This window comes from Halorientalis sp., from assembly GCF_028275115.1.
Taxonomy (GTDB): domain Archaea; phylum Halobacteriota; class Halobacteria; order Halobacteriales; family Haloarculaceae; genus Halorientalis.
Map to the genome: position 1 here is coordinate 31,477 of NZ_JAQCNH010000024.1, position 16,844 is coordinate 48,320.

Sequence of the window (16,844 nt, forward strand, 5' to 3'; positions counted from 1 at the left end):
GTGAACTACTCGTTCTGGACCCCGGCGAGTGACCGTTACCCGAGTTGTCCACGGCAATCTCGACGCTGTCCGGTGATTAGACGGCACTCACGCTTCGAATCAGGGTGAATGAACGTTCCGGTGCAGATATAAGGTTTGATTCAAATTGTTTCTAGCATGGCTCACACCTGCAGGAACTGCAAGCGCACGTTCGCCACGGAACTCGAACTCGACCTCCACCGAGACACCTGTTCAGAAGGTGAGCTGTTCTGTGATAACTGTGGCGAGCGCTTTGCCGAACGAGCGGCAACGACCGACGGATGGCACTATCGCTGCCCGACAGAAGACTGCGAGGGCGACAGTATCGGCGAGGACATACATAAAGTATCGAACGCCCGAGTCGCGAAACAGTAACCACCGGTTCGTTCTGCGGTTCACTCATCGGATAGCCGCGCCAAGTCCTTGAGCGCCCGTGCACACATCGGCGCGTACCCGCTCGCGAGCAACGGTATCTCGAACACCACACGGCAGGGGCGCTCGCCCTCGACGCGGTGACCGGTCGCCGGTATCTTTCCCACACGCCAGGTCCAGCGTCTGTTCCGGCAACTCGTGATCTCGAATGGCACCTGAAGCCCCCCTACCGTCTCGACCCGGCCCGTGGTCCCAGTTGCAATCTGCCGGCTCTCACAGTCGACGGCTCGGACCGACGGGCCCCACTCCGGCCAGCGTTCGGTGTCGGTCAGGAAGTCCCACAGCACCGCTGCTGGCGCGTCGAGCTCGCGGGCCACACAGAGCCGTCGTCCGTCGGGCGTCCGCTCGATACCGGCAGTCACGTCCGCGAACTCGCGGCCGAGCATACCGAACCGGAGGTCCCCACGACAAAAACGCTTTCCAGCCTCTGATAATCGGGTGCCAACTTATACAATGTCGGCTTGCTTAGCGGCAGTGGAATGATCGAGGTTCGGGACCTGCGCAAAGAGTACGGCGGGTTCACCGCCGTCGAGGGCAGCACGTTCTCCGTGGACGCGGGCGAAGTGTACGGAATCATCGGCCCGAACGGCGCCGGCAAGACGACGACGCTGAAGATGCTCGCCGGCCTCCTCGAACCGACCGCCGGCGACGTCTCCGTCGCCGGCCACGACGCCGGGACCAACGAGATGCGCCGCCGGTTGGGCTTTCTCCCGGAGGAGTCACCGCTGTACGAGGAGATGACGCCGCTGTCGTACCTGGGTTTCTTCGCCGACCTCTACGATGTCGACGACGGCGTCGCGGACCGCCGCATCCACGACACCCTCGACGAGTTGGACCTCGAACACCGCGAGCGCCAACTGGGCGACATGTCCAAGGGCATGAAGCGGAAAGTCGCCATCGCGCGCTCGCTCATCAACGACCCGGACGTCCTCGTTTACGACGAACCCGCCAGCGGTCTGGACCCGCTGACGACCAACTACGTCATCGACTTCACGAGCAGTCTGGCCGAACAAGGCAAGACCATCGTGTTCAGCGCACACAATCTCTACCACGTCGAGAGTATCTGTGACCGGATCGCTATCATGAACGAGGGGCGAGTCGTCGCACAGGGCCCTCTCGAAGACCTGCAGGCCAAACACGGCGAGACGGAGTATCACGTCTTCACGACCGTCGAACTGCCGGGCAGTGTCCAAGAGAACGGTCGCTACCGGACCGTCGTCGACTCCATGGACGGTGTGGAAGGGGTTCGGACCGACGCCCAGAACGCCGAGGGCTCTGTGGTTGACATCCGAACGGAGGAGTCCAGCCTCGAAGAGGTGTTCCTCGACCTGGCGGAGTCGGGGGCCAAGACGTGAATCCACGGAAACTCCTGCGGATCGCACGGTGGGAAATTACGAAGAACGCAGGCGGTGTCGACCGGCGGACGGTCGTCGTCGGCGCACTGGCGTTGCTGGCCGTGGGGGTCGCCGCCCCATACGCAGCGACCTCCGGCGTGACCGTCGACAGTGGTATCTACCGCGCCGGCGTCACCAACAGCAGCGACTACTACCCCGTCGTGGCCGAAGACCCCACCTTCGCCGTCCGAGAGCCGAGTGCGGCCCTCGGGCAGGACATCGATCTCAGGTTCGACGGGTTGGCGATAGACGGCGCACCGACGAGCAAAGCCGCGGCAGCCCAGACGGAGTTGCGCTCGTCGGTCAGAGCGTACAACAACCGGCAGATGCGCCAGGAGGAAAACCAGTCCGCGGCCTTCCCCGTTCAGGTCTCGCTGGGCTACGCCGAGCGCACGCAGGTCCGCGAGGTAATCTCGACCAGCGCCGGACAGGATTCAACGGGCGGCGAGGGGTCGGCCAACGGAACCCAGGGCGGCGGTAACGGCACCGACGGCGAGCCGACCGCCAGGAACGGGACCGACGGGACAGTCAGCGGTGGGGGCGGCGAAAACATCGGTGATGCGGCGAGCAGCGCGGGCGGCGTCGGCGGTATCGCGGGCCGACTCGCCGGCGGCAACGCCTCAGGAACGCCGGCGGATATCTCCCCGCCGTTCCCCTTTCAGTCGCTCGTCCTGGCGTTCCTCTTCGTCCTCCCGCTGAACTTCATCATCCAAGCCTACGGGAGTACGATGCTGTCGGAACGGCTCAAACGTCGTGGGGAGTTGTTGCTTGTGGCGCCGGTCTCACGGTTCGACATCATCGGCGGGAAAACGCTGCCGTACCTGAGTGCGGCCGTGGGCATCGCGGCGGTGATAGCCGCCGCGCTGGAGTTGCCGGCCGTCGATCCGGTTTCGGTCGGCATCTCGGTGCTGGCCGTCACGCCGATCGCCCTGCTGTTTTTGGGGGCGACGTTCGTCGGCGCGATGTTCGCTCGCTCGTTCAAAGAGCTGACGTTCGTGACGGTCACCGTCACCGTGTCGCTGACGACATACGCGTTCGTGCCGGCCATCTTCACCGACGCCGGGGCCATCGCGCTCATCTCGCCACTGACCATCATCGTCCGGAACCTGCAGGGCCAGGCCATCGGTCTCGGCGAGATCGCGTTCTCGCTGGTCCCACCACTCCTTACCGCCGGCGTCCTGTTCACCCTCGGTGCGGGCATCTATCGCGAGGAGGATATGTTCACGCAGCGGTCGATTCCGCTGAAAACGCTGGACGCGCTCGCAGCCCGCGTCCGCGGCAAGTGGACGGTCGGGCTGACGACCGCACTGTTGATCCCGTTCGTCCTGGTGGCCGAACTCCTCGGCGTCGCGGTGCTGTACATGTTGACGCTGGTGTTTCCCATCGAGATTTCGGTCCCGATGGTCCTCGTCGTGGTCGTCGTGATAGAGGAGGCCGCGAAGAGCCTGCACGTTTACGCAGGGTACACACACAGGCGGTTCGGGTCGGGACTCCGGCCTGCCCTCGTCATTGGGACGTTCAGCGGCCTCGGTTTTTTCCTCGCCGAGAAGCTCTCGCTGATCATCCAACTGGTCGGTCTCCCGCAGCAACTGCCGTCCAGCCAGGCACTGTTCGCGACGGGTACCGGGCTCCCGACGATTCCACTCGCCATCGGGTTACTGCTGGCACCGCTAGCACTGCACGTGGTCACGGCGGCCATCTCGGCAGTCGGTGCCAGCCGAAACAAACGGGCGTACGCCACCGCACTGGTGGTGGCGATGGCGATTCACTTCGTCTACAACTACGCGGTGGTGAGTATCAGTGGCCTCATCTGACCCACGCGTCGCCATCGCGCGACGAGACCTGGCCTCACTGTCCCGCGAGAAGACCATCGTCCTCGCGTTGCTCATCCAACTGTTCGTGGCGGCGTTCTCGTCGTTCCTCGTCGTCGGTCTGACCTCGCTGTACGACCCTGGAGCCAGCGCTTCCGGCAGGGTCGAAGTCGGCGTCACCGGCGAGGCAAACGAGAGCCTCCTGCGTGCCATCGAGGAGACCGACAGTGCGGAGGCGACGGTGTACCGGAGTAACGCGACCGCCTTCCAAGGGTTCCAGAACGGCGCGGTCGACGCGGTGATGATCGCAACCAGACAGCCGGATAGCCGCATCTCAATCCAGGCCACCGCGCCGGAGGGAAGCATCCGGACGACACTGGTGGTCGTCCAGTTGCGGGAAGTGCTTCAGACCTTCGAGCGCCAGCAACGCAACGCCCGCGAGGCGTTCTTGGAGACTCCGCCCGTCCCGCTCCCCGGCGAGGTGTCGGCTAGCCCTTACTTCGGGTTCACCTACACTATCCTCCTGCCCCTCCTGTTGTTCCTGCCACCGTTCATCAGCGGTTCCGTCGCCGTCGACGCCATCACCGAGGAGATCGAACGCGGCACGCTCGATCTGTTGCGCGTCGCACCGCTCGATCTGGTCGACATCGTGGACGGCAAGGCCGCGGCGATGGCCGCGCTCGCGCCCGTGCAGGCGCTCCTGTGGATCGTCCTGCTCTCCTTCAACGGAATCAACGTCTCGAACGTCCCGCTCTTGCTCGTCACCGTCGGCGCGATGGCCAGCATCGTCGTCGTGGTCGGCGTGACGCTGGGGCTCGTGATGGGCGAACGTCGGTCGGCCCAGTTGCTCTACTCCATCGGCGTGCTCGGCCTGTTCGCCTCGGCGGTGTTCCTGCCCGAACACCCCGCGACGACGGTGGCGAAACTGGCCGTCGACAGTGCGACGACGACGACCTACGTGCTGGTCGTGGTGTACGTCGCGGTGGCGGTCGGACTGTACGGGCTAGCACGGCGGTACACGCGCGGGCTGGACGTGGAGAGTCTGTGAGACGGCTATCGACGACAGAGCGTGACCCTGGCGGCGACCAGAGCGAGCGCGAACACTGCCGCGTCGACCACGAACCCTGACCCGGGTCCGGAGGTTGTCGGCGGTCGTCCTCGGTCAGTCGTTTCGTTGCCGGGTTCGGACGGGGCTTCCAACTGCGGGTACTCCGGAGCGTACACAGTCGCGTCGTCACCCCCCGACGCACCGACTGCCAGGAAGTCCCCATCTTCGAGACTGGTGACGTCCTGTGCGACTTCGCCGACACTGTGTTCGGCGACGGTCTGGCCCTCGCCGTCGAGTAGGACGATGCAGCCGCTTCCGGGGACCGACTTCCCGGCGACAGCAACGTGATTCTCGCGGGCGGCCGCTATCCCGTAAATCCAACTGTCGATGGTCGGGTCCTGGAGTTTGCGCTCCACTTCAGGTCGCCCGAGGCGTCCGTCCCGACGGCCCGCGCGGGGAGTTCGGACGTGCCACCGGCATCCGTGCGACCGCCGAGGACGAACCCACCGTCGGTCGTGGCGGCGAGTGCCTCCGGTCGGTTGAATCCCTCGCGGACGTAGTGTTCCGACCACTGCAGTGAACCGTCGCTGGCAATCCGACCGAGCCAGCCGTCGAGTACGTCGCTCTCGGCGCACTCGTTCCTCCGAGGGCGAACCCGTCCGCGTTCGGTGTGACGCCGGTCACGACAGCCGCGTACGGTCGTCGCCAGACGACGCTCCCGTCGCTCGGATCGACACGCAACGCCATCGGTCCACCGACGGCCAGCACCGCACCGTCGCCCGTCGCCACCATCTCTTCGACCCGGTCCCAACCGCTGCAGGACTGGGAGACCCGTGACCACTGCACGTCACCACTCGCGTTGAAGCGGGCGAGCCGCCGGTTGCTCCCACCGCCGAAGCGACGACTCCCGTTGGCCATACCACCGACGAGATAGCTTTTTTACGCCACAACCCGACGGCCCGCCATGGAGTACACGACCCTCGGATCGACGGGGATGGAGGTCAGCCGGCTCTGTCTGGGCTGTATGAGTTTCGGCGATCCGGACTGGCGGGAGTGGATGCTAGATGACGACGCGGCCCACGACATCATCGACCGCGCCATCGACCTGGGGGTCAACTTCTTCGACACGGCCAACATGTACTCGACGGGCGAGTCCGAGCGCGTGCTCGGCGACGCGCTGGAGGGCCGCCACGAGGAGAACGTCGTCGCCACGAAGGTCTTCTTCCAGATGGACGAGGACGACCCTAACTCGAGCGGCCTCTCCCGGAAGACGATCGAACAGGAACTCGACGCCTCATTGGACCGGCTGGGCATGGACACGGTGGACCTCTATCAGATCCACCGCTGGGATTACGACACGCCGATCGAGGGGACTCTGCGGGCGCTGGACGACGCCGTGCGGCGCGGGAAGACCCGCTACGTCGGCGGGAGTTCCATGTGGGTCCACCAGTTCGCCGACGCGCTGCACACGAGCGACCGGCTGGGGCTGGACCGGTTCGCTACGATGCAGAACCACTACAACCTCGTCTATCGCGAGGAAGAACGCGAGATGTTGCCCTACTGCGAGAAAGAGGGCATCGGCGTCATCCCGTGGAGTCCGATGGCACGGGGGTATCTCACGCGCCCACACGAGGACGTCGGCGCCACTGCTCGCGGGGAGAACGAGGAGTACCTGTACGAACACCCCTATATGCAGGGCGGTGGGCCGGAGATCAACCGCCGGGTGCAGGAACTGGCCGACGAGTACGACGTGACGATGGCCCAAATCGCGCTGGCGTGGATTCTGGACAAGGACGCAGTGGACGCGCCAATAATCGGTACGACGAGCATCGACCACCTCGAACAGGCCGTCGAGGCGCTCGATATCGACCTCGTCGAGAGCGACGCGGCGTGGCTGGAGGAGCCCTACGAACCGGTGCCGGTGTCGGGCCACGAGTGACGTCGGTCTGGTACGATCAGCCCGGCGAGACGCCAGTCGCGGACGTGCCGGCCGACTACTACCCCACCGGCTGTGGCTCGTGGTTCGAGGTTCCCGACGGCAGGGACGCGGGCAAGCGGCTGTTCGTCCGGGACAGCGTTCACGGCGGCGGGCGCATCGAACCGAGCCGGAGCGCCGACGCCGACCCGGACCACACCGTCGTCTTCGTCCACGGCAACCCCGAGTGTAGTTACACGTACCGGCACGTAATCACGAATCTGCTGAACGAGACGGACGAGACGGTACGAGTCGTCGCCATGGACCACGTCGGCTTCGGCCTCTCGGACACTGCCGACCACGAGATGGTGTGTATGGATCACGCCGAGAACCTCGCCGCCCTCGTGCCGGCACTCGACCTCAAGAACGTGACACTGGTCGTTCACGACTGGGGTGGCCCCATCGGCGTCGGTGCGTTCCTCCAGTACCCCGAACTGGTCTCGAACCTCGTTCTCTGCAACAGCACCGTACTCCCGATGCCGGCCGACCGGCCGACCTACACGACCTATCCTGCTTGGTGGCTGCCGTGGGCCCGGACGCCGGACGTGATTCCCGACACGCTCTGGGGCGACCTGGCGAGTTACGTCCTGTTTCACGCCTCGCCGACGCGTCCCGCCCGGCTCTACGGCGGGTGGACGCGGTACGTCGCAGCGAGGAGGCTCGGGCTGTCCCCGTCCAGAGACGCCCCGGCGCATCGGGTGTTCAGACAGCAGTTTCGCGACCCGGTGAACGTCCGCAGTTCTAAGCGACTCGTCAGGCAAACGCCTTACTGGGGCCACGGCAACGTCTACGAGGACTCGGACCTGGGACTGCGCGATACCGGCCCGTTCTACGGGCGCATCCGCCGGTCGCTCGGAGCGGCCTGGGGCCCGCGCGGGCGGGATGTCGGGGTCCGCGCCGTCGTCGGTCGCTGGGACCCCTGCGGGAAGCCCTCTGTGCTGGGGCGCTGGCAGGAGGGGCTCCCACAGTTGTCGGGCCACGTCACCGCCTTCGAGGACGTGGGTCACTTCGTTGAGGAGGAGCGACCGCGAGCGGTCGCGTCGGCCATCCGGTCAGCCGCCGGTATTTGAGTCGGCCGGCACGCCTCGGTGTGGCCCCTCGGCAGCGCCCTCACCGCTCGCGGTGTCGGCCTGTTCGTGTGTGTGGTGGTAGAACCGCACCACAGAGCGGCCGTCACGGGCCACCGGCTCGAAGCAGACCCGTCGGTACCGCTCGTTGGCGGTCAGGTTGACCATCAGCCCCCTTTCGTGGACCGATACCGATTCGTAGGCCGTCTCACAGACGGGGCAGTCGACGGGCGGTTCGTCCGGGACGTTCATCGTCGAGTGATAGGTCGCCGGCCACTCATGCGTTGCGCTCCAGCCGGCGGTCGAGAGAGCCAGTGGCCCGGAACTGCCCCACGCCGGGCCCGGAGAACGTCGCCATGGCGTCGACGGCGAGGCCGAAGCCATCGGCCTCTGCTGCGGTGTCGGTCAAAAAATCGAGTGTGACCTTCCGACCCCCTGCCGTCCGAGGTCCGTGACTTCGACGAGCGTCTGTGGCTGCTCGTCGTCCCGCTGGAACGTGATGGGCGACCAGGGCGTCCCCGCCGGCCGCTCGCAGGTCACCCGCGGGTGCCCGGAGCCGATACCGCAGGCGCTCGGTCCGTAGCTCGGCACCGTGAGACACCGAGAGCCGAAACCGTCCCGCACCGTCTCCGGGGCCGGGGTCGAACCTACGCTTTAGGAGGCTTATTCTCGCGACTGTCGCACCCTCGCGGGAGAACCCGGAGTGAGTCTTCGCGCCGTCGCTGCGCCGTGTCGGTCCCGACAGCGCCGTCGTCCCCACGACTGGTTCACCCCCGACGACACACCCTGCGAGCGGGAGCGAGAGCCCGCTCCCGACTGTGGCGAGCGCCCGTCGTCTGTCCATACCACCCCGTATCGCCGGTATCGTAAAGACGTTGTTGGCGAACTGTCGCCGGCCAACACCGGTCACACCCTCATCGCACCGACTCGACGACCGACTGTATCGTCTCGTAGTCCTCGTCGCTGTAGGCGATGACGTGGACGTCACGCAGGGTGGCTGGTGCGAACGCCTTGATCTCCTCGCAGATGATCCTCGCCCCTTCCCGCAGTGAAAAGCCTGCGACACCGGTGCCAAGCGCCGGGAACACCAGGCTCTCGCAGTCGAGCGCGTCGGCCTCTTCGAGCGTGTTCCAGGTCGCCGCCCGAATCGAGTCCGCCGTCGCCTGCCCGCCCGCCGGCATCGCCGCCGCGTGAATCACGTATTCGGCATTCAACTCGTAGGCCTCGGTCGTCGCCACGCCGCCGAGATCGACAGGCCCCTTCGCGACAGCCTCCTCGTTCAGTTCGTCGCCAGCGGCCCTGCGGAGCGCGCCGGCGACGCCCGACCCCATCCGCAGGCTCGTGTTGGCCGCATTGACGAGTGCATCCGCCTCCTGTGCCGCGATGTCGCCTTGCACGGCCTCGAAGTGCATATACGGACTGTGGGGTGCCAGCCCGAAAAATCAATCCCAGAACGACTGGGTGCGCGCATACTGCCGTTCCTGTGCGAGGATGTCCCGGTAGAACTCGTCTTCGTCCTCGCGGAGCTTGCTGATGATCCGGGCGGCGTTGTGCGGGCCGACGCCCCGGGCAGCCAGGGCGATGACCGCCTGCTTTCCGTGGCTCTGGACGAGATTCGCCGCCTTGTACGCCCGCTGGGTCTGTTTCTCCTGCTCGTCGTCTTTCTCTGGTTGCTTGACCGCCGACACCACCTCGTCGGCCCACGGATTCAGCGCGGCGATGCGGGTCGAACCACAACCCGGGCAGTTCGGCTGGTCGGACACGCGGGAAACCTGCCGCTTGGTCTCCCAGTCCTGACAGTGGAGACAGAAGAGGAGGATGCGGTCGTTCCGGATGCGCTCACGGACCGTCTGAATGACACTGGCGTCGGCGTTCTCCGGCGCGAGCAACTCCTGGCCCGACGAGCGACCGCCGAGGCCGACCGGCGTGCGCTCGGGGACGGTCTCGATCTCGATCTCGCCGGACTGGATCGCCGCCAGAGTGTCGCTGGCTCCCTCGACGGCCAGTTCCTCGTGGAGTAGTTCGCGCAGGGCTTCGTCGTAGACCGGCGTGTCCTCCAGGGCCTCCAGCAGCCGGCGCTTGCCGAACCCGCCACTAGAGCCACGCTGGTAGCTTTTGAGTGCGCCGAACTTCGCGGCGACCTGTGCGAGCTTGAACTTCAGCGCGTCGGCGTTCTTCAGCGAGAGCTCAACGATTCCCGCGACGTGTTCCGGGTCGGTCTCGCGCAGTGTCGCTAGCACGTCGTTGACCGTGATCCCCCTGGGAACTTCGAGTTCGATCCGGTAGGGGTCGATCTCCATCCCGACCGACGAGCCCGTTCGTTGGCCCAACAGCGCCGAGAGGACCCGACCGAGCGTCTCGTTGATTGTGTGCCCGAAGTGGGCGTTCAGGACGACGTCACGCCCGTGTGATTCGACGAGGATCCGGTCCCCCGACGGGACCGGTGCGTCGTGACGGTCCAGTTGGTCGAGAGCCTCCGCGATAGTGTACTCGTCGGCCGGGTACCTGCGCGAGAGGTCGCGGGCGACGGCCTCGGTTCCGACCGCGCCGTCGAGTTGGCTGGCGCCGACGTCCCGAACTTCGCCCACTTCCTGGGCGACCTCGTGTGGGACGGGAATCTCCTGCCCGACCCAGGACGGGACCTCGCCGGCGGGGTCCTCGACGGGCGTGACGAGAACTTCCTCCTCGTCCTCGTCGACCTCGGTGATGCGCCACATCTCGCCGCGCTGAATGAAGATTTCGCCGGGCTGGGCGAAGTTGACGACGAACCGCTCGTCGAGGGTGCCGACCTGTCTGCCGCTGGCCATGTCAGCGACCTCGTAGGTCGCCTCGTCGGGGATCATCGAGAGGTTGTGATAGAAGTACTGCCACGTTCCGCGGCGCTTCTCGATACGGTCTGCATCCGCGTCGAGCCAGACGACGCGGTTCTCGGCTAGTTCACGGACGACTGATTTGAACTCGTCCGCCGCCAGTTCCCGAAACGGGTACGCCCGGGTGAGGACTTCGTAGGCCTCCACCGCCGAGATTTCTCCGAAGTCCATGACGAGGCCGGCGATCTGGTTGGCGATGGTGTCGAGACTGCCGTGGTGGATGTTGGCCGGTTCCACGGCGCCAGCCTGTGCCTGCCGGGCGATGGCCAGCGCCTCGAAGGTGTCGTCCGGTCGGGTCGTAATCACCGTCCCCGAGGACGTCTCGTCGCGGCTGTGGCCCGCTCTCCCCACGCGCTGAAGGAGCCGCGAGACCTGGCGCGGACTCTGGTACTGAACGACGTGGTCGATGCTACCAACGTCGATTCCCAGCTCCATCGAGGACGTACAGAGCAGCCCCGAGAGTTCGCCAGTCTTGAACTGGTCTTCGACCTCGACCCGGGCCTCCTTCGACAGCGAGCCGTGGTGAACCTCGATGTCCGTGCCGAGTTCCTTGAATCGCGAGCCGAGCGCCTCGGCCGTCTGGCGGGTGTTGACGAACACGAGCGTCGACTCGTGGGTACTGACGATCTCGTCGATCGCTCTGACGTGACTCGCCACGTCGACGTTCGTCAGCAACTCGCTGGCCAACCCCTCGTCGTCGTCGGTCGTCCGGGGTTCCCGAACTGCAATATCCAGTTCGTTGCCCACATCGACCTCTACGACCGTACAGCCCCGGTCACCGGTGAGGAACTTCCCGACCTCGCCGGGGTCGCCCACGGTCGCGGACAGCCCGATCCGCTGGAACGGCCCCGAAACCTCGCGCAGTCGCTCCAACCCGAGCGTCAACTGTGCGCCACGCTTGGCAGCCGCGAGTTCGTGGACCTCGTCAACGACGACGTGGTCGACATCCTGCAGTGCGACCCGCAATTTCTCTCCGGTGAGCATCGCCTGCAGCGTCTCGGGCGTCGTCACCAGCACGTCCGGCGGATCGTTGGCCTGCTTCTGTCGCTGGTAGTCCGTCGTGTCTCCGTGTCGCACGTCGACTCGCAGGTCCAGCGTATCGCCCCACCACTCCAATCGGTCACGCATGTCGCGGTTCAGCGCTCGCAGCGGCGTCACGTACAACGCGCCGATACCGAACCGCTCGCTTCCTTCGAGCGCGTCGAACACTGGGAGCATCGCGGTCTCTGTCTTTCCCGTCCCGGTGGGCGCGACGATGAGACCGTGGTCGCCCCTGACAAGCGGTGGAATCGCGCGGCGCTGTGGCTCCGTCGGTGTCGAGAAGCCGCGTTCTGAGAGTGCCGCCCGGACCGCCGAGCCGAGTTCGGCGAAGGCCGCCACCGACCCCGATTCTACCATCACCTGCATTAGCGGAGCGAACCGATTAAACACACTGTTTTTGCCATCCCGCCCTCCCATTCCGGCATCCGAACACACCGCTCCGGTCCGTGCCGTGTGTAGCACCGACCGGTTCGACCGACGCACCCCACGAAGCGTTCCGCATCGGCACCGGTCGCACACTCGATAGGAACTGAGCATCGCCAGTTGCCTGCCTCCAGTATCCAAATAGAGTGTACGCTCCGGTATCTTTGACATTTGTACACGTACTACTACCCGCGTGTCGACAGAGGAGAAGTTCTCCGTGTTGCGTCACGAGGAGAGCGACAATGTCGGAATTTGGCGGATTCACGGCTTCGAGACACTGTTCGAGGAGGGGATAGACCGTGGCGAAGCCTGGCACGAGCAGGAGTCGGGCCGTGACGAGATTACGGCGACGATCGTCGTGTTCGACGGTGCGCGGAGTCCGAGTGGTGAGGTCAAGGACCGCATCAACAAGACGTGGTCACACCTCACACGGATCGTCGAGCTCGAAAAAGCGGCCTACGTCGGTGAAGTCCAACGTCACAGCACCCGGGACGGAGGGCGAGGAGTTCGAGGAATCCGAGGAGGCCCTCGCCTGTGCGAAGGCGTAACTGTTTTCAGACCTGCCGGTACGCACCCAGTCGCGTCCCGTCTAGCAGGTACGCCTGGGCCTCGTCGACGCCGGTCGGGAGAAACGGTGCGAGGAACCCTTGTTCCTCGACGTTGACCCACGTGCCACCGGTCAGGTCGTTGAACGACGGGAAGACGACGAGTTCGCCGTCGATGGCGATGTCGGCGTCGTGAAACTCCGCGAACGGCGCGGGGTCGAGCGGCCCGCGAAGCCACGCCCGCTCAGCCCGCGCCCCACCGACTTCGTCTTCCAACCGGACCATCGGGTGTTCGTGGCCCATACAGACCACGTCGGCGGCCAGGACGTCCGGCGACGGCCACGTGTGACCGTGGACGAATCCGACCCCGCCGAACCGCCGACCGTGGCCCGGCGTCACGTCGACTCCGTCACGGTCGGCCAGCAGGTCGTCGAGGTCGCCGTCGTGGTTACCCTTGACCACCGTTACCGGCACCGGCAGCGCGTCGAGCAGTGCCTCGAGCTCCTCACGTTCCTCGCCGCCGGGGTCGCCGATGGCGTGGCCGAAATCGCCGAGCAGGACCAGCCGGTCGGCCGCCGTCCGTTCGAGAAGGCCCAACACGGCCTCGCGGCGGTCGCCGGCCTGGCTCCGGAGTTCGACGCCGTCGTAGCGCAGGCCAACCTCGAGGCCGGCGTGGTAGTCGGCGACGACGAGCGCCTGCCCGTCTGGCAGGGTGGCGACGGCGGCCGGCGCATCCGGTACCGGTTCGACCGTCATCAGATCGGTTTGAGCGTCGCTTCGTCGGGCTCGTAACAGCGCCCGTCCATCAGCGCGTCCTGCACCGCGTCCTCGACCTCGTCCGGAGTAGCCCCGGTGCGGTCGGCGACCTGCTCCAGCACAGCCGCGCGGTCGGCTCCGTCACCGCCGTCTAGGTCCCGCATCGCGTCCATCACGGCGTCTTCGAGGGCCACGTCCTCGGCGGACTCGTCGACCGCCGTCTCGTCGGCGTCTGTGTCGGCCGTTTCGTCGGCCTCGACCGCGCCGGAGGGTTCCGTGGACGCTGTGGCCGTCTCCGCGGCGGACTCGACGGGCTCTTCTGCGGACACTGACTCGACCGTCTCGGTCGCGGGCACTGTGTCTCCGGCCGGTTCCGCTGGCTCGGAGTCGGGTTCGGGTGCCGCGCCGTCCGTCGCCGGTTCCGGGTCGGGTGTTTCGATGTCGGCCTCGCCGGGTTCGCTGACTTCGGTTCCGGTCGAGAAGTCGGTGCCGTACTCCTCCTCTATCTCCTCTCGTTCGTCCGCATCGAGTTCGAACTCCCCGGGGTCGAAGTCGCCGACCTCCTCGTCTGTCTCGTCGGCGGCGGGGGCGACGTCACCGGTCGACTCAACGTCGCCGATATCGTCGGTCGACGGGTCCGTATCGTTCGATTCCGGCTCCGCGTCCGCCGAGGCAACTCCTTCGCCGGAGGGCTCCGGTGGGTCGGTCTCGACCGGCTCGGTAGCCGGAGTCTCGTCGGCCGTCGGCGGTTCGGTGCCGTCAGTCGTCGCGGGGTCGAATGCGTCCGTGTCGGCCGTCGATGTAGTACCGTCCGTGTCGGTCGTCGCGGTCGGTGTCTCCGCTTCGGGCTCGGCGGTCTCCGTCGGTTCGGTGGCCTCACCGGCCGACAGGTCCAGTCCGCCGAGGTCGGCGACCGTAACGCTCCCCTGACCACTGGGGTCGGTGACGAGCGGGTCGACCTCGTCGACCTCGCCGGCGACCACGCGGGTCGCGTCCAGCGCGACCTCCCTGAGCGCGTCGAGATACGTCGGCGTCGTCTCGTAGCGGTCCAGCGCGAGCGCGGTGCCGGCGGCCAGCCCCTCGTCGACGTCAGCCGAGGCGAGGGCGTCCCTGAGGTCGTCGCCACGTTCCTCCCGGTCGAGCGCGCCAGCCATCGTCTCGATGCGGGAGAGCGTCCGCTCGGCCGTCGCGATGGTCCAGCGGTCACGGGTCTCGGCATCCACCTCGTTGATACTCTCTGGCCTGACCGACGTGTAGACGGTGTCCGAGTCGTCGGGCTGGAACGTACGAGCTTTACCGGTGAGCGCCACGAAGGTTGGCGGCGAAGCCCGGTCGAGGAACGCCATCTCGTCGGGTTGGTACTGACCGGCGTAGGCCACGAACGCCCCGGTGGGGTCGACGACACGAGCGCGCAGCACGTCGTCGTTGACCTGCTCGACCTCGGTGAGGACGCCGACGGCGAACAGGCGGTTGACGCGCGCCCCACTCGGCGTGACGACGTAGTTCGGGGCACGCTCCTCGTCGCTCTCCGAGTAGGAGAAGTCGGCGTCGTCGTACTCGGCGGCGAACATTCGGTATGCGACCTCGCGACGGCCTGCGCCGCCCTGGTCCGACTCGTCTCCGCTCATCCGTCCACCTCGGCGAGCAGGGCCCGCGCACGCTCGGCGGGTTCGTCGGCACTCCTGGCGAACGTCGTCGCGTCGAGGTTCGCGCCGTACTCGTCGACCGACAGCGAGCCCCGGACCGCGTACTCGTGGCCGACGACGCGATCCGCGATGGTCTCGGCGACAACGGACTGGTCCATCTCGTCGCGGGCGTGTTCCTTCGCGTCCGCCAGTCCGCCACCGTACACCTCCGCGGTCAGTTCGTCGTCCAGGACGACGGTCACGGTGCCGGTCCCGTCGTCGAGGATGGCTTTGGTCCGCAGGTCGTCCTCGCCCTCGACCGCGCCGTGGCTCCGGCACTGCCCTTTCTGGACGACGCGGCCGCAGTCGGGGCAGCGTTCGATGAGCCCCGACCCGTCGCGGATGGAGATGACGTTGCCCACGAGTTCCACGTCGTACGCGCCACCGCGCTCGACTGCCTCACGGACCGGGAGCCGCTCGGGGTCGTCCCGAGCCTCGACGCCGCCTGAAAGCGACTGGGCGCGGGAGAACTCGGAGAGATTCACCGATGGGACGCCGCGGAACTCCCGGACGTAGACGTTCTCGATGCGGAGCGTGGCGCCCGTCTGCAGGTCCGCTCGGGGTTCCCAGTCTGTGAAGGGAAGCCGGGCGCTCTCGTCGGCCAGCGTCCCGCTGAGAATCTCCGTCTCGCCGTCACGGCCGTCGATGGTCTTGCGCTCACACTCGACGACCTGCACCTCCACGTTGACCCCGCGGTCACCCGGCGAGAGCGACGACAGGTCCGCGTCTCCGCCAGCGGGATACTCGACGGCGAGGTCCTCGTCGACCCGGGAGAGGGTCGTGCTCTCCCCGAGGTTCAGTTCCGGACTGCCCTCCCACTCGCGGACGCCGGCGTTACCCATCTCGACGACTTCGCCGGCTTCGAGGTCGAAATCCTCCCATGCAGTGTAGGATATTTTCCCGGTTTCGTCGGCGAGTTCACCCTCGAAGATGACCTGGTCCTCGCCGCGGTAGTGAATCGGGCGTTTCCCCACGGTGAGGACGCGCGCTGTCACTGTCACGTTCGAGTCCCCGGGTGAAACGTCGGTTACGTCGACGGCGCTGGGCGCGCCCGTCGAGCCCGCGGCGCCGTCGCCGTACTTCCGGCGGAGGCTCTGTTTGGCCTCGTCGACCGGGACGCTGTAGCTCACCAGGTTCTCGAGATCGGATTTGACCTCCTCTGTGTCGACACCGAGGTCGGAGGCGAGGTCCTCGGCATGCTCGTCTAACTCCATGCACGCCCGTTCGGGAGGGTGGAATAAAAATCGTGGCGTGCCCGGGTGCGGCCCCGGCCCTCGGCTGCTCTGCGCCCGACCCGCACCGACCGTCAGGCCCGCGTCGGCGGTCCGAGGACGACCCTCGATGGCACAGAGAGACGGCGGTGACCCCGTGGCACCAGCCGGGAGGGGAACTCGTTGCCTGCGTTACCGGCAGCGACGGCGACGCCAGCGTCCGCAGAATCGGTGACGCACGGCTCGAACGGAATAAGATCGAGGTAATGCCGGCCGACATCACGGTTCGCGTCCGTGTCACGGCGTTCGACGACGATACCCACCGGGGCGAGGCGGAACTGTTGGATGCCCTCGGGACCGCGACGTTCTGCGGCGCCTCGCTCGGGTCGGCCAGCTCTGTGCGGGCGGGACGCAGACGGTCACGCGCCTTGTTCGACCAGCAGGACTCTCGGGACGGGGCTGCTGCGGAGGTGACGTATCGAGACCACCGTCAGCGTCACCACGGGTGGCCCGGACCTCCGCAGGAGCCGACCTGTCTGTCTGCTGTTCCGTAAGCGAATTGTCTACG

General features: G+C 66.6%; 17 protein-coding genes. 7 read left to right on the forward strand and 10 right to left on the reverse strand.

Annotated features, from left to right (window positions below; translation table 11 throughout):
• Nucleotides 1–156: 156 nt before the first annotated feature.
• Nucleotides 157–393: a transcriptional regulator gene (locus Q0964_RS03580; RefSeq protein ID WP_299263498.1), complete on the forward strand. Its 237-nt coding sequence runs from the start codon at nucleotides 157–159 to the stop codon at nucleotides 391–393.
• A gap of 20 nt (nucleotides 394–413) precedes the next feature.
• On the opposite strand, the gene Q0964_RS03585 is transcribed toward Q0964_RS03580, so the two are convergent.
• Nucleotides 414–836 carry an SRPBCC family protein gene (locus Q0964_RS03585; protein ID WP_299263500.1) on the reverse strand — a complete coding sequence of 141 codons (423 nt, stop codon included), beginning with the start codon at nucleotides 834–836 and terminating at the stop codon, nucleotides 414–416.
• Nucleotides 837–929: 93 nt separating this feature from the next.
• Between Q0964_RS03585 and Q0964_RS03590 the strand changes: the two genes are divergently transcribed.
• The 3 genes from Q0964_RS03590 to Q0964_RS03600 are packed head-to-tail and all read left to right on the forward strand — an operon-like array spanning nucleotide 930 to nucleotide 4,703.
• On the forward strand, nucleotides 930–1,805 hold the full coding sequence (locus Q0964_RS03590) for an ABC transporter ATP-binding protein (RefSeq protein ID WP_299263502.1): 876 nt from the start codon (nucleotides 930–932) through the stop codon (nucleotides 1,803–1,805).
• The gene (locus tag Q0964_RS03595) at nucleotides 1,802–3,658 is read left to right on the forward strand and encodes a PrsW family intramembrane metalloprotease (protein WP_299263504.1); all 1,857 of its coding nucleotides are present in this window, start codon (nucleotides 1,802–1,804) and stop codon (nucleotides 3,656–3,658) included. The genes Q0964_RS03590 and Q0964_RS03595 overlap by 4 nt, the downstream gene beginning before the upstream one ends.
• Nucleotides 3,645–4,703: an ABC transporter permease gene (locus Q0964_RS03600; RefSeq protein WP_299263506.1), complete on the forward strand. Its 1,059-nt coding sequence runs from the start codon at nucleotides 3,645–3,647 to the stop codon at nucleotides 4,701–4,703. The genes Q0964_RS03595 and Q0964_RS03600 overlap by 14 nt, the downstream gene beginning before the upstream one ends.
• 5 nt (nucleotides 4,704–4,708) lie before the next feature.
• Here Q0964_RS03600 and Q0964_RS03605 read toward each other — a convergent pair whose 3' ends face one another.
• Nucleotides 4,709–5,119 carry a hypothetical protein gene (locus Q0964_RS03605; RefSeq protein ID WP_299263508.1) on the reverse strand — a complete coding sequence of 137 codons (411 nt, stop codon included), beginning with the start codon at nucleotides 5,117–5,119 and terminating at the stop codon, nucleotides 4,709–4,711.
• Nucleotide 5,120: 1 nt separating this feature from the next.
• Nucleotides 5,121–5,621, reverse strand: coding sequence for a hypothetical protein (locus Q0964_RS03610; protein ID WP_299263510.1), 501 nt, complete (start codon nucleotides 5,619–5,621; stop codon nucleotides 5,121–5,123).
• A gap of 46 nt (nucleotides 5,622–5,667) precedes the next feature.
• On the opposite strand from Q0964_RS03610, the gene Q0964_RS03615 reads away from it, so the two are divergent.
• Nucleotides 5,668–6,642, forward strand: coding sequence for an aldo/keto reductase (locus Q0964_RS03615; RefSeq protein ID WP_299263512.1), 975 nt, complete (start codon nucleotides 5,668–5,670; stop codon nucleotides 6,640–6,642).
• Complete coding sequence (locus Q0964_RS03620) at nucleotides 6,639–7,748, forward strand: alpha/beta hydrolase (RefSeq protein WP_299263514.1); 1,110 nt, start codon at nucleotides 6,639–6,641, stop codon at nucleotides 7,746–7,748. The genes Q0964_RS03615 and Q0964_RS03620 overlap by 4 nt, the downstream gene beginning before the upstream one ends.
• Here Q0964_RS03620 and Q0964_RS03625 read toward each other — a convergent pair.
• The 7 genes from Q0964_RS03625 to Q0964_RS03655 all read right to left on the reverse strand — a co-directional run bounded on the left by Q0964_RS03625 (nucleotide 7,731) and on the right by Q0964_RS03655 (nucleotide 16,279).
• Entirely contained in the window at nucleotides 7,731–7,997 is a 267-nt protein-coding gene (locus Q0964_RS03625) for a DUF8145 family protein (RefSeq protein WP_299263516.1), read from the reverse strand. The two genes, Q0964_RS03620 and Q0964_RS03625, sit on opposite strands and share 18 nt — an antisense overlap.
• 25 nt (nucleotides 7,998–8,022) lie before the next feature.
• Complete coding sequence (locus tag Q0964_RS03630) at nucleotides 8,023–8,589, reverse strand: DUF8121 family protein (RefSeq protein ID WP_299263518.1); 567 nt, start codon at nucleotides 8,587–8,589, stop codon at nucleotides 8,023–8,025.
• Nucleotides 8,590–8,659: 70 nt separating this feature from the next.
• Nucleotides 8,660–9,157 (reverse strand): macro domain-containing protein, encoded by a 498-nt coding sequence (locus Q0964_RS03635; RefSeq protein ID WP_299263520.1) that lies wholly within the window; start codon nucleotides 9,155–9,157, stop codon nucleotides 8,660–8,662.
• A 30-nt stretch (nucleotides 9,158–9,187) separates the two neighbouring features.
• Nucleotides 9,188–12,022 carry a DEAD/DEAH box helicase gene (locus Q0964_RS03640; RefSeq protein WP_414652128.1) on the reverse strand — a complete coding sequence of 945 codons (2,835 nt, stop codon included), beginning with the start codon at nucleotides 12,020–12,022 and terminating at the stop codon, nucleotides 9,188–9,190.
• A gap of 611 nt (nucleotides 12,023–12,633) precedes the next feature.
• Complete coding sequence (locus Q0964_RS03645) at nucleotides 12,634–13,380, reverse strand: metallophosphoesterase (protein ID WP_299263523.1); 747 nt, start codon at nucleotides 13,378–13,380, stop codon at nucleotides 12,634–12,636.
• The gene (locus Q0964_RS03650; RefSeq protein ID WP_299263525.1) at nucleotides 13,380–15,008 is read right to left on the reverse strand and encodes a hypothetical protein; all 1,629 of its coding nucleotides are present in this window, start codon (nucleotides 15,006–15,008) and stop codon (nucleotides 13,380–13,382) included. Before Q0964_RS03650 ends, Q0964_RS03645 begins: the two co-directional genes overlap by 1 nt.
• Nucleotides 15,005–16,279, reverse strand: a complete 1,275-nt coding sequence (locus Q0964_RS03655) for a Single-stranded DNA binding protein (RefSeq protein ID WP_299263527.1) — start codon at nucleotides 16,277–16,279, stop codon at nucleotides 15,005–15,007. The genes Q0964_RS03650 and Q0964_RS03655 overlap by 4 nt, the downstream gene beginning before the upstream one ends.
• Before the next feature lie 146 nt (nucleotides 16,280–16,425).
• Here Q0964_RS03655 and Q0964_RS18560 point away from each other — a divergent pair, with 146 nt between their 5' ends.
• Nucleotides 16,426–16,830, forward strand: a complete 405-nt coding sequence (locus Q0964_RS18560; protein ID WP_422653634.1) for a DUF7513 family protein — start codon at nucleotides 16,426–16,428, stop codon at nucleotides 16,828–16,830.
• Nucleotides 16,831–16,844 lie beyond the last annotated feature (14 nt).